This window comes from Streptacidiphilus carbonis (assembly GCF_000787775.1).
Classification (GTDB): Bacteria; Actinomycetota; Actinomycetes; order Streptomycetales; family Streptomycetaceae; genus Streptacidiphilus; species Streptacidiphilus carbonis.
Genome location: NZ_BBPM01000005.1, coordinates 133,378 through 150,687 on the forward strand (window position 1 = coordinate 133,378; position 17,310 = coordinate 150,687).

19 protein-coding genes are annotated in these 17,310 nt (G+C 71.1%); 9 read left to right on the forward strand and 10 right to left on the reverse strand.

The features are described from left to right. Positions 1-34: 34 nt before the first annotated feature. From TR46_RS05660 to TR46_RS05685, 6 genes are all read left to right on the forward strand, one after another. Positions 35-964, forward strand: coding sequence for an NAD-dependent protein deacetylase (locus TR46_RS05660; protein WP_042394515.1), 930 nt, complete (start codon positions 35-37; stop codon positions 962-964). A 188-nt stretch (positions 965-1,152) separates the two neighbouring features. After that, positions 1,153-2,685: an FMN-binding glutamate synthase family protein gene (locus TR46_RS05665; RefSeq protein WP_042394518.1), complete on the forward strand. Its 1,533-nt coding sequence runs from the start codon at positions 1,153-1,155 to the stop codon at positions 2,683-2,685. Positions 2,686-2,759: 74 nt separating this feature from the next. Further along, complete coding sequence (locus TR46_RS05670) at positions 2,760-3,521, forward strand: alpha/beta hydrolase family protein (protein ID WP_042394521.1); 762 nt, start codon at positions 2,760-2,762, stop codon at positions 3,519-3,521. A gap of 641 nt (positions 3,522-4,162) precedes the next feature. Continuing rightward, entirely contained in the window at positions 4,163-5,065 is a 903-nt protein-coding gene (locus TR46_RS43545; RefSeq protein WP_052432568.1) for a lytic transglycosylase domain-containing protein, read from the forward strand. A gap of 271 nt (positions 5,066-5,336) precedes the next feature. Continuing rightward, positions 5,337-6,035: a hypothetical protein gene (locus TR46_RS05680; protein WP_042394526.1), complete on the forward strand. Its 699-nt coding sequence runs from the start codon at positions 5,337-5,339 to the stop codon at positions 6,033-6,035. 114 nt (positions 6,036-6,149) lie between these two features. After that, complete coding sequence (locus TR46_RS05685; RefSeq protein WP_042394528.1) at positions 6,150-6,440, forward strand: hypothetical protein; 291 nt, start codon at positions 6,150-6,152, stop codon at positions 6,438-6,440. A gap of 97 nt (positions 6,441-6,537) precedes the next feature. Here TR46_RS05685 and pyrE read toward each other — a convergent pair whose 3' ends face one another. The 6 genes from pyrE to TR46_RS05715 form a co-directional block, all read right to left on the reverse strand. Then, positions 6,538-7,065, reverse strand: a complete 528-nt coding sequence (gene pyrE, locus TR46_RS05690) for an orotate phosphoribosyltransferase (RefSeq protein WP_042394532.1) — start codon at positions 7,063-7,065, stop codon at positions 6,538-6,540. 100 nt (positions 7,066-7,165) lie between these two features. Further along, positions 7,166-7,894 carry a VIT1/CCC1 transporter family protein gene (locus tag TR46_RS05695; RefSeq protein ID WP_042394534.1) on the reverse strand — a complete coding sequence of 243 codons (729 nt, stop codon included), beginning with the start codon at positions 7,892-7,894 and terminating at the stop codon, positions 7,166-7,168. Positions 7,895-8,229: 335 nt separating this feature from the next. Continuing rightward, positions 8,230-9,135, reverse strand: a complete 906-nt coding sequence (locus tag TR46_RS05700) for an RNA polymerase sigma factor SigF (protein ID WP_152626310.1) — start codon at positions 9,133-9,135, stop codon at positions 8,230-8,232. Between the two features lie 169 nt (positions 9,136-9,304). Continuing rightward, positions 9,305-9,637 carry a MerR family transcriptional regulator gene (locus TR46_RS05705; protein ID WP_042394537.1) on the reverse strand — a complete coding sequence of 111 codons (333 nt, stop codon included), beginning with the start codon at positions 9,635-9,637 and terminating at the stop codon, positions 9,305-9,307. 598 nt (positions 9,638-10,235) lie between these two features. Further along, positions 10,236-10,448, reverse strand: a complete 213-nt coding sequence (locus tag TR46_RS05710) for a DUF5133 domain-containing protein (RefSeq protein ID WP_052432569.1) — start codon at positions 10,446-10,448, stop codon at positions 10,236-10,238. Between the two features lie 471 nt (positions 10,449-10,919). Then, the gene (locus TR46_RS05715) at positions 10,920-11,090 is read right to left on the reverse strand and encodes a hypothetical protein (RefSeq protein WP_042394540.1); all 171 of its coding nucleotides are present in this window, start codon (positions 11,088-11,090) and stop codon (positions 10,920-10,922) included. A gap of 591 nt (positions 11,091-11,681) precedes the next feature. Between TR46_RS05715 and TR46_RS05725 the strand changes: the two genes are divergently transcribed. Continuing rightward, on the forward strand, positions 11,682-11,957 hold the full coding sequence (locus tag TR46_RS05725; RefSeq protein ID WP_042394547.1) for an isoamylase early set domain-containing protein: 276 nt from the start codon (positions 11,682-11,684) through the stop codon (positions 11,955-11,957). Between the two features lie 104 nt (positions 11,958-12,061). Here the strand turns inward: TR46_RS05725 and TR46_RS05730 are convergent, their stop codons facing one another. From TR46_RS05730 to TR46_RS05740, 3 genes are read right to left on the reverse strand one after another with little or no spacing between them, the layout of a single operon-like run. Further along, complete coding sequence (locus tag TR46_RS05730) at positions 12,062-12,328, reverse strand: DUF4235 domain-containing protein (protein WP_042394550.1); 267 nt, start codon at positions 12,326-12,328, stop codon at positions 12,062-12,064. Next, complete coding sequence (locus TR46_RS05735; RefSeq protein WP_042394554.1) at positions 12,325-12,789, reverse strand: DUF3618 domain-containing protein; 465 nt, start codon at positions 12,787-12,789, stop codon at positions 12,325-12,327. The genes TR46_RS05730 and TR46_RS05735 overlap by 4 nt, the downstream gene beginning before the upstream one ends. Beyond that, the gene (locus TR46_RS05740) at positions 12,786-13,214 is read right to left on the reverse strand and encodes a phage holin family protein (RefSeq protein WP_042394557.1); all 429 of its coding nucleotides are present in this window, start codon (positions 13,212-13,214) and stop codon (positions 12,786-12,788) included. Before TR46_RS05740 ends, TR46_RS05735 begins: the two co-directional genes overlap by 4 nt. Positions 13,215-13,478: 264 nt before the next feature. Here TR46_RS05740 and TR46_RS05745 point away from each other — a divergent pair, with 264 nt between their 5' ends. Then, positions 13,479-13,967, forward strand: a complete 489-nt coding sequence (locus tag TR46_RS05745) for a flavin reductase family protein (protein WP_042394561.1) — start codon at positions 13,479-13,481, stop codon at positions 13,965-13,967. A 17-nt stretch (positions 13,968-13,984) separates the two neighbouring features. On the opposite strand, the gene TR46_RS05750 is transcribed toward TR46_RS05745, so the two are convergent. Continuing rightward, the gene (locus TR46_RS05750; RefSeq protein ID WP_042394563.1) at positions 13,985-15,628 is read right to left on the reverse strand and encodes a phospholipase D family protein; all 1,644 of its coding nucleotides are present in this window, start codon (positions 15,626-15,628) and stop codon (positions 13,985-13,987) included. A 122-nt stretch (positions 15,629-15,750) separates the two neighbouring features. On the opposite strand from TR46_RS05750, the gene TR46_RS05755 reads away from it, so the two are divergent. Then, positions 15,751-17,301: an ATP-dependent DNA ligase gene (locus TR46_RS05755; protein ID WP_042394566.1), complete on the forward strand. Its 1,551-nt coding sequence runs from the start codon at positions 15,751-15,753 to the stop codon at positions 17,299-17,301. Positions 17,302-17,310: the final 9 nt, after the last annotated feature.

Consider the following 17,310-nt stretch of genomic DNA (forward strand, 5'->3'; position numbering starts at 1 on the left):
GGGCGGGAGCGGGAGCGGTCGTAGGCTGACAGGTATGCGCACCCGCCCCATCGTCGACTGGCCCGTCACCGGCGTGCCCGGCGCCGCCGCACCCGTTCCCGCCGTCACCCCCGCCGAGGGCCTGGCCCGGATCCGCGACCTGCTGGCGCGGGGCGGCGTGGCCGTGCTGAGCGGGGCCGGGCTGTCCACCGAGTCCGGCATCCCCGACTACCGCGGGGACACCGGCAGCCTGCGCCGCCACACGCCGATGACGTTCCAGGAGTTCGTGTCCGACCAGGACGCCCGGCGCCGCTACTGGGCGCGCAGCCACATCGGCTGGCGAACCATCGCCCGCGCGCAACCGAACGCCGGCCACCGTGCGGTACAGGTCCTGCGGACCCTCGGCCACGTCGGCGCGGTGATCACACAGAACGTGGACGGCCTGCACCGGGCCGCCGGAACCGCCGACGCGGTCGAGCTGCACGGCGGCCTGGACCGGGTGGTCTGTCTGGAGTGCGCGCAACTCACCAGCCGCGAGGAGCTGGACCGGCGGCTGCACGCGGCCAACGGCGTCCTGGACGCGACCGCTGCCGCGGTCAGACCCGACGGCGACGTGGACCTGGCACCGGAACAGGTGGACTCCTTCCGCGTGGTCCCCTGCCTCGCCTGCGGCGGGGTGCTCAAGCCGGACGTGGTGTTCTTCGGCGAGAACGTCCCCCGGGACCGGGTCGACCACTGCTTCGAACTGGTCGATTCCGCGAGCGCACTGCTGGTGCTGGGATCGTCGCTGACCGTCATGTCCGGACTGCGCTTCGTGCGGCGTGCTGCCAAGGCCGGCCTTCCGGTGGCGATCGTGAACCACGGCCCCACGCGCGGGGACCAGCACGCCCACGTCCGGGTGGACCTGCCGCTGGGCCGCGCACTGAGCGACCTGGCCCGGGAGCTCGGCGCCGACCAGGCCCCGCAAGGGTCCGGAGAACGCTGACCGCCGCCGCAGCCCGGGTCGGCACCCTGGGCACATGCCCGTCGGCGTGACCTCCTAGTATGCCTTTCGCATCGTTCGACGGGCGCCGACGCCCGTCAGCCGTGCGCGTCGCCCCAGGGCCTGGCTCCCGCACGACCCGACGACGTCACCGCACGGCAGCGCAGCCGTGCATCAAGGAGGAAACACTGATGCACGTCCGGAGGATCGGCGCGGTCGCCGCGGCAGCAGTGGCGCTGGTGGCAGCCCGCGACCTGGCCCAGAAGAGGCACGCACTGCTTCGCAACTTCCCGGTCATCGGGCACGCCCGGTACGCGCTGGAGACCATCGGGCCGGAACTGCGCCAGTACATCGTGACCTCCAACGAGGAGGAGCGCCCCTTCAGCCGGGACCAGCGCAGCTGGATCTACGCGTCGGCGAAGGAGGAGAACAACTACTTCGGCTTCGGCACCGAGGTCGACGTCGAGCACGTGCAGGGGCACGCCTACATCAAGCAGCGCACCTTCGCCGCCGGCGCGCTGCCGGACGCGCACGACCCGCAGGCACTGCTGCCGTCGGCCAAGGTTCTGGGCGGCCCGCGGGGGCGCGCCAAGGCGTTCCGGCCCGCCAGCGCGGTGAACATATCGGCGATGAGCTTCGGGTCGCTCTCCGGCGCGGCCATCGCGGCCCTCAACAAGGGGGCGGCGCTGGCGGGCGCGATGCACAACACCGGCGAGGGCGGCCTGTCGCCGTACCACCGCAACGGCGGCGACGTCGTGCTGCAGATCGGCACGGCGTACTTCGGCTGCCGCAACGAGGACGGCAGCTTCGACCTCGACAAACTCAAGGACGTCGTCGCGAGCGCCCCGGTCAGGGCGATAGAGATCAAGCTCTCCCAGGGCGCCAAGCCGGGGCTGGGCGGGATGCTGCCGGGCGCCAAGGTGACCCCGGAGATCGCCGCGATCCGCGGCATCCCCGTCGGCAAGGACTGCGCCTCCCCCTCTCGGCACAGCGCGTTCGGGGACGTGGACTCGATGCTCGACTTCGTCGAGCTGCTCGCCGCCGAGACCGGTCTGCCCGTCGGAGTCAAGAGCGCGGTCGGGGACATGGGCTTCTGGCAGGAGCTGGCCGCACTGATGGAGCGCGGCGATCGCGGCGTCGACTTCGTGACCGTCGACGGCAGCGAGGGCGGGACCGGGGCCGCGCCGCGGATCTTCGCCGACTCGGTGTCGCTGCCGTTCCGGATGGGTTTCTCCCGGGTCTACGGCACCTTCGCCGAGCTGGGGCTGACCGACGAGCTGACCTTCATCGGCTCCGGGAAGCTCGGGCTGCCCGAGAACGCCGTCGTCGCCTTCGCCCTGGGCGCCGACATGATCAACGTGGCCCGCGAGGCGATGCTGTCGATCGGCTGCATCCAGTCGCAGAAGTGCCACACCGACAAGTGCCCCACCGGCATCGCCACCCAGAACCCGTGGCTGGCCCGCGGCCTGGACCCGGCGTCGAAATCCACCCGGGCCGCCGTCTACCTGCGCACCCTGCGCAAGGAGCTGTCGAAGGTCTCCGGCGCGGTCGGCGTCGCCCACCCGGGTTTCATCACCGCCGACGACATCGAGATCCTCAACGGCGACTACGAGGCCCGCACCCTGGCCGGAGTCTACGGCTACAAGGACGGCTGGGGCCGGCTCGGCCCGCGCCTCGCCGACGAGCTGTCCGCGCTGCTCGCCGCCTCCGAGCCGACCCGCTGACACGGCCGGTCCTCCCGTCAGCCCCCAGCCTGCAGCCCCAGCCCCGCGAACAGTTCAACCGGAGTGATCACAGCGTGCCCGAACAAGTGAGGTTCAAGAGCGTCGTCGGCCCCGAACTGGCCGGCTCGATCGACCTGCCGGAAGGCGAGGTCCGGGGCTGGGGCGTCTTCGTGCACGGGTTCACGCTCGGTCGCAACTCGCCGGCCGCCTCGCGCGTCAGCAAGCAGCTGGCCCGCGAGGGGATCGGCATGCTGCGCTACGACAACCTCGGCGTCGGGGACTCCGACGGCGACTGGGGCGACGGGTCCTTCACGGTCAAGGTCCAGGACACCATCCGCGCGGCAGCGCTGATGGCGGAGCGGGGAACGCCGGCGGACCTGCTGGTCGGGCACTCCTGGGGCGGCGCCGCCGCCATCGCCGCAGCCGCCGAGGCGACCGGCGTCCGCGCGGTCGCCACCATCGGGGCGCCCGCCGACCCCAGCCACGTCGAGCGGCAGTACGACGCGGTGGTCGACCGTGTGCTCAGCGAGGGGTCGCACGAGTGGTTCGTGGGCGGCAGGACCCTGGTGCTCAAGCGCGCCTTCGTGGACGACGTACGCCAGGCCCGTCTCCGCGACCGGATCCGCGAGCTGGACCTGCCGCTGATCGTCCTGCACTCGCCGACCGACGACACGGTCGACATCGCCAACGCCGGGGAGATTTTCCGCGAGGCGCGCCATCCGAAGAGTTTCGTCTCGCTCGAAGGCGCGGACCACCTCCTGACCGCCCGAGGACAGGCACAGCGAGCCGCCCACATCATCAGCGCCTGGGCCGACCAGTACATCCACACCCCGTAGCGGCCCGGCGCGGCGGCAAACCGACCTGACGTATCGTCAGATGGCGTACGGCGCGAGGGATTCAGCGGCTGTGACGGCGCATCCCGGAGCCCTGCGCGCGCACGGCTGACCCAGCCCGGGCGCAGGGCGAGGCGGTGCGCCATCACGGCTGGGCCCGGGGCATCAGGCTCTGCCGGTGCAGCCGGGGCAGCCCTCCGGGCGGGGTCGACAACGCCGCGTTATTCCCGGTCGACGACTCCGACCGGATCACCAGCTGGGAGCTATACGGCCGCCCGCAGAGCGAGTTCACCGCACACCCAATTCGGACAAACATCCCTTTTGTGGGCGAATATCCGTGCTGCTCAGGCTAATTGAGACGCAGGTCACGGTTTGAGTGTGGCGTGTCGCACTTTCAAGCGGAATTTCTTGCTCCGTAAGTGAAGCCTGTGTGACGGTGCTCGAGGCAGGCGACAGAGAGACCTGCCGGGAGCGAGGCGAACGGCGCACCGAGCGTCGGAGAATCTCGCCGCCAACCCGCTCCCATGCTCGGTCGGGCCAGTCCCGAAGCTGCCGAGCGGCCCACCCGCTGTAGCGACGCCTTTGGCGAGCGCGCGGTCCGGTGTGCCCTCGGCCCTGGGCAACCCCGTCGACATCGGAGTTCCATGCGCCACCGCATCCAGCCTTCGCTCGCCCGTTTCAACCAGCGCGTCGCCGCTGTGCGCCTCAACAAGCGGCTCACCGCGGGCCTCGTCGCCACCCTGATCGTCGCCGGTACCGGCACGGGCACCGCCGTCGCCTTCACGGGCAGCGATTCAGGCACCTCCCACACGACAGCAGCGGCGAGCACCGGTACCGCCGCCGCGCGCCCGACCACCGACACGGCGAACCGCTCCGAGCAGCGCGCGACGCTCCAGGTGCCGTCCGCCGACGCCTCGGCCTCCGCAGCAGCGGCTGCCAAGGCGAAGGCACAGGCCGCCGCACAGGCCGCCGCCAAGGCGAAGGCACAGGCCGCGGCTGCTGCGGCCGCCAAGGCGAAGGCCGCCGCACAGGCGAAGGCACAGGCCGAGGCCGCCGCCAAGGCCAAGGCTGCAGCACAGGCCGCCGCACAGGCGAAGGCACAGGCCGAGGCTGCCGCCAAGGCCAGGGCGGCAGCGCAGGCCGCCGCGGCCGCGAAGGCTGCCGCCGCCGCGCGGGCTGCCGCCGCCGCACGGGCTGCCGCCGCCACCCCGACCTATGCCAACAACCTGTCCGGCTGGATCGCGGAGGCCCAGAGCATCCTCTCCGCGCACGGCGACCACGTGCCGTCGGCCGCCGCCATCAGCGCCCGGGCCATGACGGAGTCCAGCGGCAACCCCAACGCCGTCAACAACTGGGACTCCAACGCGGCCGCAGGCACCCCGTCCGAGGGCCTGATGCAGGTGATCCAGCCGACGTTCGACAGCTACGCGGTGTCCGGCCACACGGACATCATGAACCCGGTCGACAACATCGTCGCCGCAGTCCGCTACGCGAACGCCACCTACGGCGCCTTCGAGAACATCGCCTACGGCAGCAGCGGCTACTGATCCCGCGCACCGACAAGCACCTCGACGGCTCCGCACTCCTGCCCATGACGCCTGCGTCATGGGCAGGAGTGCGTCCGGCACGCCCCGCGGTCCCGGAATCGGTGAGTTCGATCAGCACCGGGCGGGTCATGGTTGGGCTGGCGCCGAAATGCGCGAAATGACATGCTTATATCGCCTTTATCACAAAAACTGCAGGCCCGCATGCCGTCTCCGCAGTGGCAACGTACGCCCCGCGTGTCACGACCTACGGCAACATCGAAGGGATGTCGCCATGAGCAACGAACGCATGGCGCGGTGGATGGGTCCGCTCGCGCTCGCCTTCCTGGTCACCATGGTTCTGGGCTTCTTCGTCCTTGCGCCCAACGCGCCGAACCAGAACGCCTCGGCCGCCACGGTCACCGCCTACTACCAGGCCCACGGCTCCGCCGCTCTCGCCGGCATCTACGTCATCGGCGCCGGCCTGGTTCTCCTGGCGTTCTTCATCAGCGCGCTACGGATCGCTCTCACCAAGGGCGACGGCGGCCACGCCTGGATGCCCACCACCGCGTTCATGGGCGGCGTCCTCTTCATCGGCGCATTCGCCGCCATCGGGATCTCGCACTTCGTGCTGATCCAGGCTGCCCACAACAACCGCACCGACATCGTGCGGACCATGAACTTCATCGACCAGAACAACCAGATCGCCGTCTTCGTCGGCGTCTCCGTCCTGGCGCTCGCGACAGGAGCGGCGATCCTGACCGAAGCGGTCCTGCCCGCCTGGCTCGGTTGGCTCTCGATCGTGATCGGAGTGCTCCCGGTCATCGGCGGCCTCGGCTTCATCGCGTTTCTGGCCCTGCCGATCTGGATGACGATCCTCGGCTTCATGATCGGCAGCAGGATGACGAGCACGGCCACGGAAGGTGCCACGGCCTCGACGCCCCGCACGACAGTGCCCACCACCCATCGCAGGCTCACCCTGCGGCATCACTGAACCGACGCCCCCGCACACCAACGGACCTCCCGGAAGGCGAACCCGGCGCATCCCGAAGAGCCTTGGACTGACGGCACAGGGGTGCCGCTACAGCAACTGAAAGTGGGATGTGACATGCGGGTTCTGCTTACCGCCCAGATGGACACGGACAAGGGCAACCAGGCGATCAAGGACAAGACGCTGCCGGAGATCATGAAGGCGGCGATCGGGGCCCTTCAGCCGGAGGCCGCGTACTTCGGGGCCAAGGAGGGATGCCGGACAGCCTTCATCGTCTTCGATCTGAAGCAGGCGTCCGACATTCCCAGTGTCGCCGAACCGTTCTTCCGGGAGCTCGGCGCCAAGGTGGAATTCATCCCGGTGATGAACTTCGACGACGTCCAGTCCGGCCTGGGCAGGGTCGACTAGCGGCGATCGGTGACGTCAGCGGGCCCCGTGCACGAGCCGGTGCACGGGGCCCCCGTCTCCACAAGCGCTGCGGACTGCCGCCGTCCGCCGTCCGACGTCAGGCCATCGCGGCACGCAGGTCGTCGGCCGTCAGCAACGACAGCAAACCGATGCCCTGTGCCGCGAGGGCTTCGGCACCGCCCTGCTGACGGTCGATCACGCACAGGGCCCGGTCCACCACGGCCCCCAGGCCACGCAGGTCAGCCGTCGACAGGACGATCTGCCCGCCGCTGGTGACCACATCCTCGACGACCAGCACCCGGCGACCGGCCACCTCCGCGCCCTCGGCCAGCCGGCACGTACCGTACGGCTTGGCCTGCTTGCGCACGAACGCGCACGGCAGACCGGTGTGACGACCGAGCGCGGTCACCACCGGGATGCCGCCCATCTCCAGGCCCGCCAGCACCTCGGTCGTGGACGGCACCAGCGGGGCCAACTGCCGGGCGATCTCGTCCAGCAGCACCGGGTCGGCCTCGAACCGGTACTTGTCGAAGTACTCGCTCGCAGTTCGCCCGGACCGGAGCGTGAACTGCCCGGTCAGGTGGGATACGGCATGGATGCGGCGAGCAAGATCGGAATATGTCACAGCCGCCAGTCTCCCAGCCGCCCGGCGAACTCGGCACACGGGGACCAGCGGGTCGGGTTCCACTGGACCGGCTCTCCGCAATCACCGTGCAGGCCGGGCATCAGGTGCCGGAGTGGCCCAGCAGCGCGCCGGCTCCGTAGGTCACCGCCATCGCCAGGGCGCCGCCCAGGACGTTGCGCAGCACGGCGGGGCGGACCGGCGCACGGCCGAATCGGGCGCTGGTCCAACCGCAGGCCGCCAGGGCGAGCAGCACAGCTCCCACGGTGATGAACAGGCGGACGGACGCGGGAGGCAGAACGATCGCCAGGAGCGGGAGCAGGGCTCCTACGGCGAAGGAGACGGCGCTGGCCCCTGCGGCGTGCCAGGGATTGGTGAGCTGCTCGGGGTCCAGGCCCAGTTCGGTCTCGGCGTGGGCGCCCAGCGCGTCGTGGGCGGTGAGCTCCTCGGCGACCCGGTGGGCCAGTGCCGCGCTCAGGCCCTTGGCCTGGTAGAGGCCGGCCAGTTCGGCCAACTCGGCGTCGGGGTCGTCGGCCAGTTCGGCGCGCTCCACGTCCAAGGTGGCCTTCTCGGCGTCGCGTTGCGTGCTGACCGACACGTACTCGCCAGCGGCCATCGACAGCGAGCCCGCGAGGAGTCCGGCCAGGCCGGCGGTGAGCAGTGCCCGGGTGGAACTGGTCGCGCCGGCGACACCGATCACCAGCCCGGCCGTGGACACGATGCCGTCGTTGGCCCCCAGTACAGCAGCCCGCAGCCAGTTGAGCCGAGCGCCGCTGTCCTGGCGGTGCGGCTCCCGGTGACTGCTGTCGGGGCGTTCGTCCTTGACCGGCATCGCGCCGCTGCTCCCCAGTGTTGATCACGCATCCGTGCTGTCTGCCGCGTCCCGACGGGCGATCAGCGACCAAGGGCGCCAGACCTGCACCTGGCGATCCTGACAGTTCTACGGGCGCGGCGTCCCCGTCTCCCGCGCCTTCTGCGTCGTGTCGCAACCTTCGGCTCAATGAAATGTATATGAGTCGATACCGGCCACGGCCCCCGTCGCGGGCTCAGTGGTCGCACAGGGCGGGGAGCAGGCTCTTCTCGGCCCAGTCCAGGAAGGGCCGCTGGGCCCGGGCCTCGAAGAACGGATCGCCCCTCTGCGTCGAGCGGCGAGGCCTCCCCCGGCGTTCACTCCTCCAGGGTGGTGCGCAGCTTCGCCAGGGTGCGGGCGAGCAGGCGGGAGACGTGCATCTGGGACAGGCCCAGCTGGGCCCCGATCTCGGACTGCGTCATGTCCTGCACGAACCGCATGGACAGGATCAGACGGTCGCGCTCGGGCAGCGCCGCGATGACGGGCTTGAGCGCGGTGAGGTTCTCCACACTCTCCAGACGCGAGTCGACCTCGCCCAGCCGGCCGGCGAACGACGCCCCGTCCTCGTCCTCATCAGCCCCCGGCGCGGTGGCGTCGATGGAGCTGGGGCTGTAGCCGTTCGCAGCCACCAGGCCCTCACGCACCTCGTCCTCCTCCAGGTCCAGGTGGGCCGCGAGCTCGGCCACGGTGGGAGCCCGCCCCAGCCGGCCCGCCAGCACGTCGGTGGCCTTCGCCAGCACCAGGCGCAGTTCCTGCAGGCGCCGCGGCACGTGGACGGCCCAACTGGTGTCGCGGAAGAACCGCTTGATCTCCCCGGTGATCGTGGGCAGCGCGAAAGTGGTGAACTCGACCCCGTAGCCCGGGTCGAACCGGTCGATGGCCTTGATCAGGCCGACGGTGCCGACCTGCACGATGTCCTCCATCGGCTCACTGCGCGCCTCATAGCGGCGGGCGGCGAACCTGACCAGGGCCATGTTCAGCTCGATCAGTGTGTTGCGCACGTACTGGTACTCGTGCGTCCCTTCCTCCAGCACGCCCAGTCGCGCGAACAGCACCTTCGACATCGCCCGCGCGTCCACAGCACTGACCGAAGCGGGATCCGACAGATCCAGCTCAGGGAAGTACACGGCCGCGGTTCGGGCAGCCATCGCGGGCGCGGGGGCCGGAACGCCTGCGGAGTGCACTGCCGACGTCGTCGTCCGTACGGTGGCGGTGGTGGTCATCGGTGAGCCCTTCCCTCGATGCGTCGCGGTGGATGCGTCGTCGTACCCGGCTGTGCAGGGCCCGTGCCCGCTACCGCCGCGTCCATGCCCGCCAATGGCGGAGCAGCAGATTCTCGACAGCGCCGGCGCGCGCCCGCGTCGGGGGTGCGCGCTGCCGCGCTACCGGCTCTCAGGGGGCGTCGGAGCGCTCGGCGCGCATCTGCTCGTTGACGCGCAGTGCCTCTTCCAGCTGGTCCTCAAGGATGACGATGCGGCACGCGGCTTCGATCGCCGTCCCCTGGCCCACCAGGTCGCGGGCACGGGCGGCAATGCGCAGCTGGTACTTGGAGTAGCGGCGGTGTCCGCCCTCGGACCGCAGCGGGGTGATCAGTCCGGCTTCGCCGATGGCACGGAGGAATCCGGGGGTGGCACCGATCATCTCGGCCGCGCGGCCCATGGTGTAGGCCGGATAGTCGTCGTCATCCAGCCGGTCTGTCGATCCGGGTTGGTTGCTGGAAGTCATGGCACCTCTGTTTGTCGTACTTCTCAAAGGATCAGGGAACGCGTCGAGGGGCCCCGGCGCCGAACCGCGCGCCAGGGCCCCGGAGGGAAACAACACCATCCACCGGCGTGGTCGCCGGGCTACATGTTCCGCACCCTGCCCCTGGGGGGTCGGGGCTGTGCGGGGGATCGCAGCTGTATGACCGGGAATCACCTTCCAATCGAACAAAGGGCTTTTCCTGGTACCCGACCTGATTGCAGGGTCGGGCGATCCTGATGGCGGGGCTCCTCTCGTAACTTCGCTGGAATCTCTACCGTGCACTGCGGTACTGCGATCTTCGGGAACGGCGTTCCCGCAGCGGCCCTGTTCGGCCGCCGGGCCCGGTCACCAGCCCTGGGGCCCACCGGCAACCTGACCGGCCCCAACGACTCCGCAACCGTTCCCACCTGCCCTGCGCGCCAGTTCGTGTCTGCCGCGCCCTTCGGACTGCTTGGCTACACAGAGAACACTACGCACGGACGCGGGCAATGTCTACTGCAGCCGGGATAGATTTTCTTGCCCGGGATGATGTGATCATCCACCCCGCCCTGGATAGGGCATCTCGGCTCCGAATGCTCGGTCAAGCAGCGGCGGACAGGCTGTCCCGACCGGGGGCGAGCAGGCGGCGAGCCTGCTCCACTGCCTGGGCGGGCTCGCGTATGCCCATGGATACGCACAGCGTGTAGTGCAGGTCCTCTCGCCGACGAAGTGTCTCCTCGCTGCCCGGGGATCCTTCCAGGGCATCGAGTGCGGCGACCAGACGGCGCAGCTCAGAAGGGTTGATCAGCGGCATGGCCAACTCCTGGCGATCGAGTCGGTACGGGCGAATCCCCACCGTCCGGCGCGGTGCTCCCGCAGGCGGCCCCTCGTGGAACCAGAGCCGATTCCGCTGAGCCTCATCCTGGTCCACATGTTCCGCACCCGGTCGGCGGCGACAAAATCATAGAGGAACTGGACGCGTAAAACTACTCCGGTCGAGATAGATTCAGTCGGTTCGGGAGCACAGTGTCCGTGCACCCACTGCGAAGCCTTCGGACGCCCGGACCACAGCCCGGCCGATCCAGCCGGTCGTCGCAGGCCGACGTGACTCGTCCTTGAAACGCTGCGCCGACTGCGCACGCTCCGCCCACGCCTGCGTGTTCGCGGCACAGGACTGCCCGTGACTCGATCAACTGGTTCTTCCGACACGGACCGCCCGAACAAGCATGTCGAAGGGGTCGGCAGCCCTTCGGCCGCCGACCCCCTGAGTGATCGGTACTGCCGCTTACCAGCGGTACCAGCGACCTCGCGAACCGCCGGAACTCACCCCGCGGAACGCGAAACCCAGCAGCCACAGCACCAGGACCGCGAGCGCGACCCACCACAGAACATGTACCGCGAAACCCACGCCGCCCAGGATCAGGGCGAGCAGCAGAACCAGAAGCAGTGCACCCATAGTCATCATCCTCCTGGCCCTCACATGCCCCCGAACGAGTGACCTATGCACGACTGTTCCCGCAGGCCAGAGGGCTGACGGCCCCAATCGGGACTCCGCTGCCCCAGACAGCCACGCCGACATGTCCGCAGCTCCGCATCACCGTGCGTCACTGGATCGCCGGGAGCGGTCAGACAACCTCGATCAGGTCCGGTAGGGCGCCGATGCCGCCCTCGCGGCGGGCACGGTGCCGGGGGCCCGCCTCCCGGCAGGGGTCTGCGCCGGCGCGCCGGCTGCTGCGGACTTCTCGGCCTTGGTGGCCCGGCATACCACCAACCGTGCGTCGGAAGCGAGTTGAAGGCGCGTTCGAGACAGCGGCCGGCGTACATCGTCGTCGACAGCGGGCCGTGGATCTTCGACAAGCACCCGCTGCTGACGTCCCTGCTGGTCATCGCCCGGGCCGTCGGCAACCTGTGCCGAGCCCAGACCCGGCCCCCGGGTAGGGGCCGGCGGAGTGAATTCGCCGCGCACGCCACCTCTGCAGGAGGCCGACGCCAGGAATGCGAGCGAGGATCATCGGAAGGATTCCCCCCGACGTGGAGGTGCAGCATCATGCTGGAGCGCAGTGTCCGCAAGGCCCGGACCGAGATCACATTCGTTCTGCCTCCAGACCATCCGGCCGAGCAGGTGAGCGTGGTGGGCGACTTCAACGACTGGCGGCCGGGGAGCCACGCGCTGAGCGCCCGTCCGGACGGCAGTCGCGCGGTGAAGGTCGCCCTTCCCAACGATGGGCGGTTCGAATTCCGCTACCTGGCATACGGCGACTACTGGTTCGACGAGGCCGACGCCGACGGCCACAACGGCCGGAACAGCTATCTGCACACCTGAACACCGCCCGGACCGGCCTCCCCCAGCCTTTCCGGTGGAGGCCGCCGGACGCAGCCTGACCGCCCCTCATCCGTCAGCCGGGCACGGCGTCCGCACACGCCTCTCTAACCGGGCCAGACGCCGGTCAGGCGTTGCACGGCCGTCGCTCCGCCGCGGTCGACCGCGGCTTTGACCACCGCGAAGACGGCGCCCTGCAGCGCCGCGGCGAGCAGGATCTCCTGCCACCCGCGATCGCGGTCAGTGGCATCGGGGGCATCGTCGTCGTGTCCGATGGCCTTCCACAGCTGCTTGAACGCCGCTCCGGCGATCACGCCGCCGACCGCTCCCAGGACCAGACCGACCGGCTTGTAGGCGATCTTGGCGGCGTTCACCGGCGCCTCCGGCGACGGAGCGCGACCAACACGGCCGCGGCCGCGACCGCCGCAGCGATCGCCGCGCGGGGACGTCGCCGCACCGCTTCCGCTGCCTGGTCGGCCTTGGCCGCGACCGTCTCCGGCGTGTTCTCGCGCACCTTCGCCGCGACCGCGGAACCCCCGTGCTGGACCGCCGCGGCAGCGCTCGCCGCCTTCTCCCGCACAGGGTCGGCGACGTTCTCCTGAACCGCGTGCAGCACCTCGGCCGCGCCCTCGCGGACCTGTGTGCCGGCCTCGGCCACCGATTCCGCCAGATCGGCCTTGATCTGGTTGCTCTTGTCCTTGGCCCGCGCCCTGACGTGGGCTCTGGCGGCGATCTCCTGCACCGTCTCCCCCAGTTCCTCGCGGGTGCCCTCGACCATCGCCTGCAGTTCCTGCGCAGTCGGCGTGCTCTTCCTGTCCTCGGGTCCGTCGGTCATCGTTTCGCGCTCTCCTTGATAGTGGCCACATCGGTCCGCAGACCGGTCACGGCCTGCTCCGGGGCGACCGGCACCGCCCGAGCCGTCTCCCGCCTGCCCGCCACGCCGAGTCCGGCCGCGACCAGGAACAAGGCGGCGGCCACGATCAGCGCCGACGCCCATACCGGCACGACCAGCGCCAGCGCTGCGACGGCCGCAGCCACCAGCGTCGCCGCCCCGAGCCCGGCCAGCACGCCGGCGCCGCCGAACAGGCCCGCGCCCAGGGCGAAGGCCTTGCCCTTCTCCGTCATCTCCACCTGCGCCAGCCGCAGCTCCTCCCGCACCAGCCGGGACGTCTGCTCGGTGGCGCGCGCGACCAGCTCTGCGATCGGGGCGTGCGAGGTGTCGGGTCCGTGATCCGAAACTGTCCGTTCTGCAGCATCCATCAGCACTTCTCCTTCGCGTCGCTCACTGGGTGGCTACCCCGATCACGTCGGCGCAGACGCGCGGCGTTCGCCGCCTCACGGCGGAAGCTGTCCGGTTTTTCCGGTTGGATCCCGGGAATGCGTCACCCGGTGCACCGCCGCGGCCGCGAGCAGCCGCCGCACCGGGCGCCGACGCGAACGACGCGAACGACAGTCGGACGGAGACATCTCATGCACGTGGACCGTTCGGGCGAACACCGGAACGCGCAGTAGGGCCTGGCGGCCATGGCGTCGTTCGACGACTTCACCAACGCGCTGGACTACCCCATGTACGTGGTCACCGCGAGTGCCGACGGCCGCCCCTCGGGCTGCCTGGTGGGCTTTGCCTCCCAGTGTTCGATCAACCCGCCCCGCTTCCTGGTGTGGCTCTCCAAGGAGAACCACACCACTGAAGTGGCGGCCCGGACCGACGTGCTGGCGGTCCATCTCCTGGGTCCCGACCAGCAAGGGCTGGCCGCGCTGTTCGGATGCCTGACCGCCGATCAGGGCGCGGACAAGTTCGCGTCGGCGCCCTGGCAGCCGGGGCCCGGCGGGGCGCCGGTGCTCTGCCATGTCACCGCCTGGTTCGAGGGCCGCATCGAGCAGCGCTTCGACGGCGGGGACCATGTCGGACACCTGCTCGCCCCACTGGAGAGCGGCGGATCGGCGTCCCCGGCACGCGGGCAGCTCACCTACTCCGCCGTCCGGAACCTCGAACCCGGTCACCCCGCCTGAACTTCCTCTGCACCCTCTCAGAATTCGCCAGCCCGCCGCATCGCGCGCGGGCGGCCGTCCGGATCGGCGATGAGCCGTTGCAGCGGAGTGCTCAGCAGCGTCGCCGTGCGCGAGAGCCGCGGGTCGCCGTAGCGGCGCAGCCGTCCGGGCGGGCGCGGGCCGGTGCGCCCGGCCGCGTGCCAGGCGTCGAGGGCCGCGGCCGAGTCGGCGAAGGCGCGGAAGGCAGCGGCCGGGTCGCACAGCACCTTGGCGGCCTCGTCACCGCCGCCGACGTCGGGTCCGCCGCCGCTTCCTGCACCGCCCAGGTCCAAGTGCTCGCGGCCCAAAGTCAGCCGCAGGTCCCGGGCGAAGACCCGGGCCCGGTCGCCCAGGCCGGCCGGGTCCAGCGGTTCGCGGGGATCCGGGGCGCTGTCCAGCACGACGCAGCTCAGTTCCGAGTCATGGGTCCAGGAGCGGCGATTGATGTTGTCGGAGCCCACCGCGGCCCACACGTCGTCGATGACACAGACCTTCGCGTGGACGTAGACCGGTGTCCCGGCGTGGTTCTCCACCCCGTACACCGCGAAGCGCTCTCCGCCGGCGCCTCGCAGCAGCCGCAGTGCCTCGATCCGTCCCAGCAGATTCATCGGCCCGGTCAACCGGCCCTCCTGGTCGGGGAGGAGCGGGACGACGGCGATCATCCGCAGGCCGGGCTCGCGGGCCAGCGCCGCGGCGAAACCCGCCACGACCGGGGCCGACCACAGGTACTGGTCCTCCAGGTAGATCAGCGACCGCGCCCGGGCCAGGGCCTTGCGGTAGCCGCGGGCGACGCTGCGCTCGCCGCGCGGGGCGAAGGGGTAGCCGTGGCGCAGGGCCGGGTAGGTCCGCAGCAACTGCACGGCGTGCTGTCCGCCGGCCACGGGAGCAGGGTCGGGGAGCTGGGGCGGCAGCGGGTCCGCGACGGTGTCCTGGCGGTCCACTGCCTGGCGGATCCGGCCGGCGAGGCTGCGGCTGAGCGGGGACGGGTCCTGCCAGCGCTCACGGAAAACCGCCTCGATGTCGCCGACAGCCGGCCCGCGGACCGCCAGTTGGAGGTCGTGCCACGGAGGCCGCCGGCCGTAGGCGGCCGACATCGGCTGGGCGTGCGGATCGCCGAAGTGGCGGGCGTCGTCCCGGCGGCTGTGGCACAGGTCGATGCCGCCGACGAAGGCGACATCGCACTCCGGGCGGCCGGGATGGCGCAGCACGACGAACTTCTGGTGGTGCGAACCGCCGGGCCGCACCCTCATGTCCAGCAGGCACTCGCCACCGGCCGCCTCGATCTCCTCACCCAGATGCCGGTTCTCCCGCTCACTGAACTGGAACTGGTCCAGGTGCGAGCGCCACACCAGGCCCTTGACCACCACCCCGCGCTCCGCCGCGCGGCACAACGCCTCGCCCACGGAGTCCGCACCGTCCAGCGGTTCGTCCGGGTCGCCGCGCCAGTCGGTGAACAGCAGCAGGTCACCGCGTCGCTGAGCGCGTACGGCGTCGAGGAGCGCGGCGAAATAGCTGCGGCCGTGCACCAGCGGACGCACGGTGTTGCCCCGGCTCCACGCGGCGCCGTCCGGTCGCCGGGCGTCGATCCCGGTGGAGGGGTTGCCGCGCTCGGCCGCTGCCAGCATCCAGTCCTCAAGGCCCATGGCCGACGCCTTCCCCGTGCCGGCCGAGCCAGGCCCCGCCACCGGTCCCGAAAGCGCCGCCGGCCGGCCGGGCCGGCACGACGCCCGGGCGGCTCCGGCCCGGCCGGGACACAATGGGGGCCATGCAGCTTCACCAGGTAGCCGCAGTCTCGCGGGACACCGCTGCCGAGCCGGCCCGCAACGCCAAGATCGCGCTACTCGCCGATCTGCTCCGCGGGCTCGAACCGGCCGACCGGCACGCCGCGGTCGTCCTGCTGTCCGGCGAGTCGCGTCGGATGCGGGTCGGTGTGGGACCGGCGGCGCTGCGCGACCTGCCCCCGGCCGCGCAGCAACCGCAGTTGGGGATCGCGGAGACCGAACAGGCCCTGCAGGCCATCGCCGAACTGCAGGGGCCCGGATCCCAGGCCGAGCGCCACCGGATGCTCGACGACCTCTTCTCCCGGGCCACGCCCGAGGAGCAGGCCTTCCTGCGTGCGGTGCTGGGCGGCGAGCTGCGGCAGGGCGCGCTGGACGCCGTCATGGGCGACGCCGTCGCCAGAGCTGCGGGGGTTCCCGTGGCGGACGTCCGCCGGGCGCTGATGTTCCGGGGATCGGCGGCTGCGGTCGCCGATGCGGCGATGACCGGAGGCTCGGCCGAACTGCGCGCCTTCGGCCTGGAACTGGGCCGGCCGGTACGGCCGATGCTGGCCGCCTCCGCACCGGACGTCGCCTCCGCCATGGAACGCATCAGGCCCGCCGCGCTGGAGTGGAAGCTCGACGGCATCCGGGTGCAGGTGCACCGGGACGGCGACCGGATCGGCGTCTACACCCGCAGTCTGGACGACATCACCGCCCGCGTACCCGAGATCGTGGAGGCGGTGCGGGCGCTGCCGGTGCGCTCGCTCGTCCTCGACGGCGAGGCCCTGGCCCTGGGCCCGGACGGGCGGCCCCGGCCCTTCCAGGTCACCGCCGCGCGCACCGCCTCCCGCAAGGACACCGAGACGCTGCGCGCCGAGGTCCCGCTGAGCGTCTTCTTCTTCGACCTGCTCCACCTGGACGGCACCGATCTGCTGGACGCGCCCGCGCAGCACCGCAACGACACCCTGGCGGCGACCGTACCGCCGGAGCTGCTGGTGCCCCGGCTGGTCACCGCCGACGACGACGCGGCCCGTGCGTTCTTCCGCGACTCGCTCGCCCACGGCCACGAGGGCGTCGTCGTCAAGGAACCCGACGCGCCCTACGCGGCCGGCCGCCGGGGCGCCGGATGGATCAAGGTCAAACCGCGGCACACCCTGGACCTGGTGGTGCTGGCCGCCGAGTGGGGAAGCGGCCGCCGCCGCGGATGGCTCAGCAACCTGCATCTGGGGGCACGGGCGGACGGCGCGCCGGGGCTGCCGGAGGGCACCGGCGACTGGGTCATGCTCGGCAAGACCTTCAAGGGCCTCACCGACGAGATCCTCGCCTTCCAGACCCGTGAACTGCTGCTGCGCGAGGTCCGCCGGGACGACTGGACCGTCTACGTCCGGCCCGAGCTCGTGGTCGAGGTCGCCATCGACGGCCTGCAGCGCAGCCCCCGCTACCCGGCCGGACTGACCATGCGCTTCGCCCGGGTACTGCGCTACCGCGACGACAAGGGCCCAGCCGACGCCGACACCGTCGCCACCGTCAGAGAGCTCGCAGCCGAGGGGCTGTGACCGGGCCGG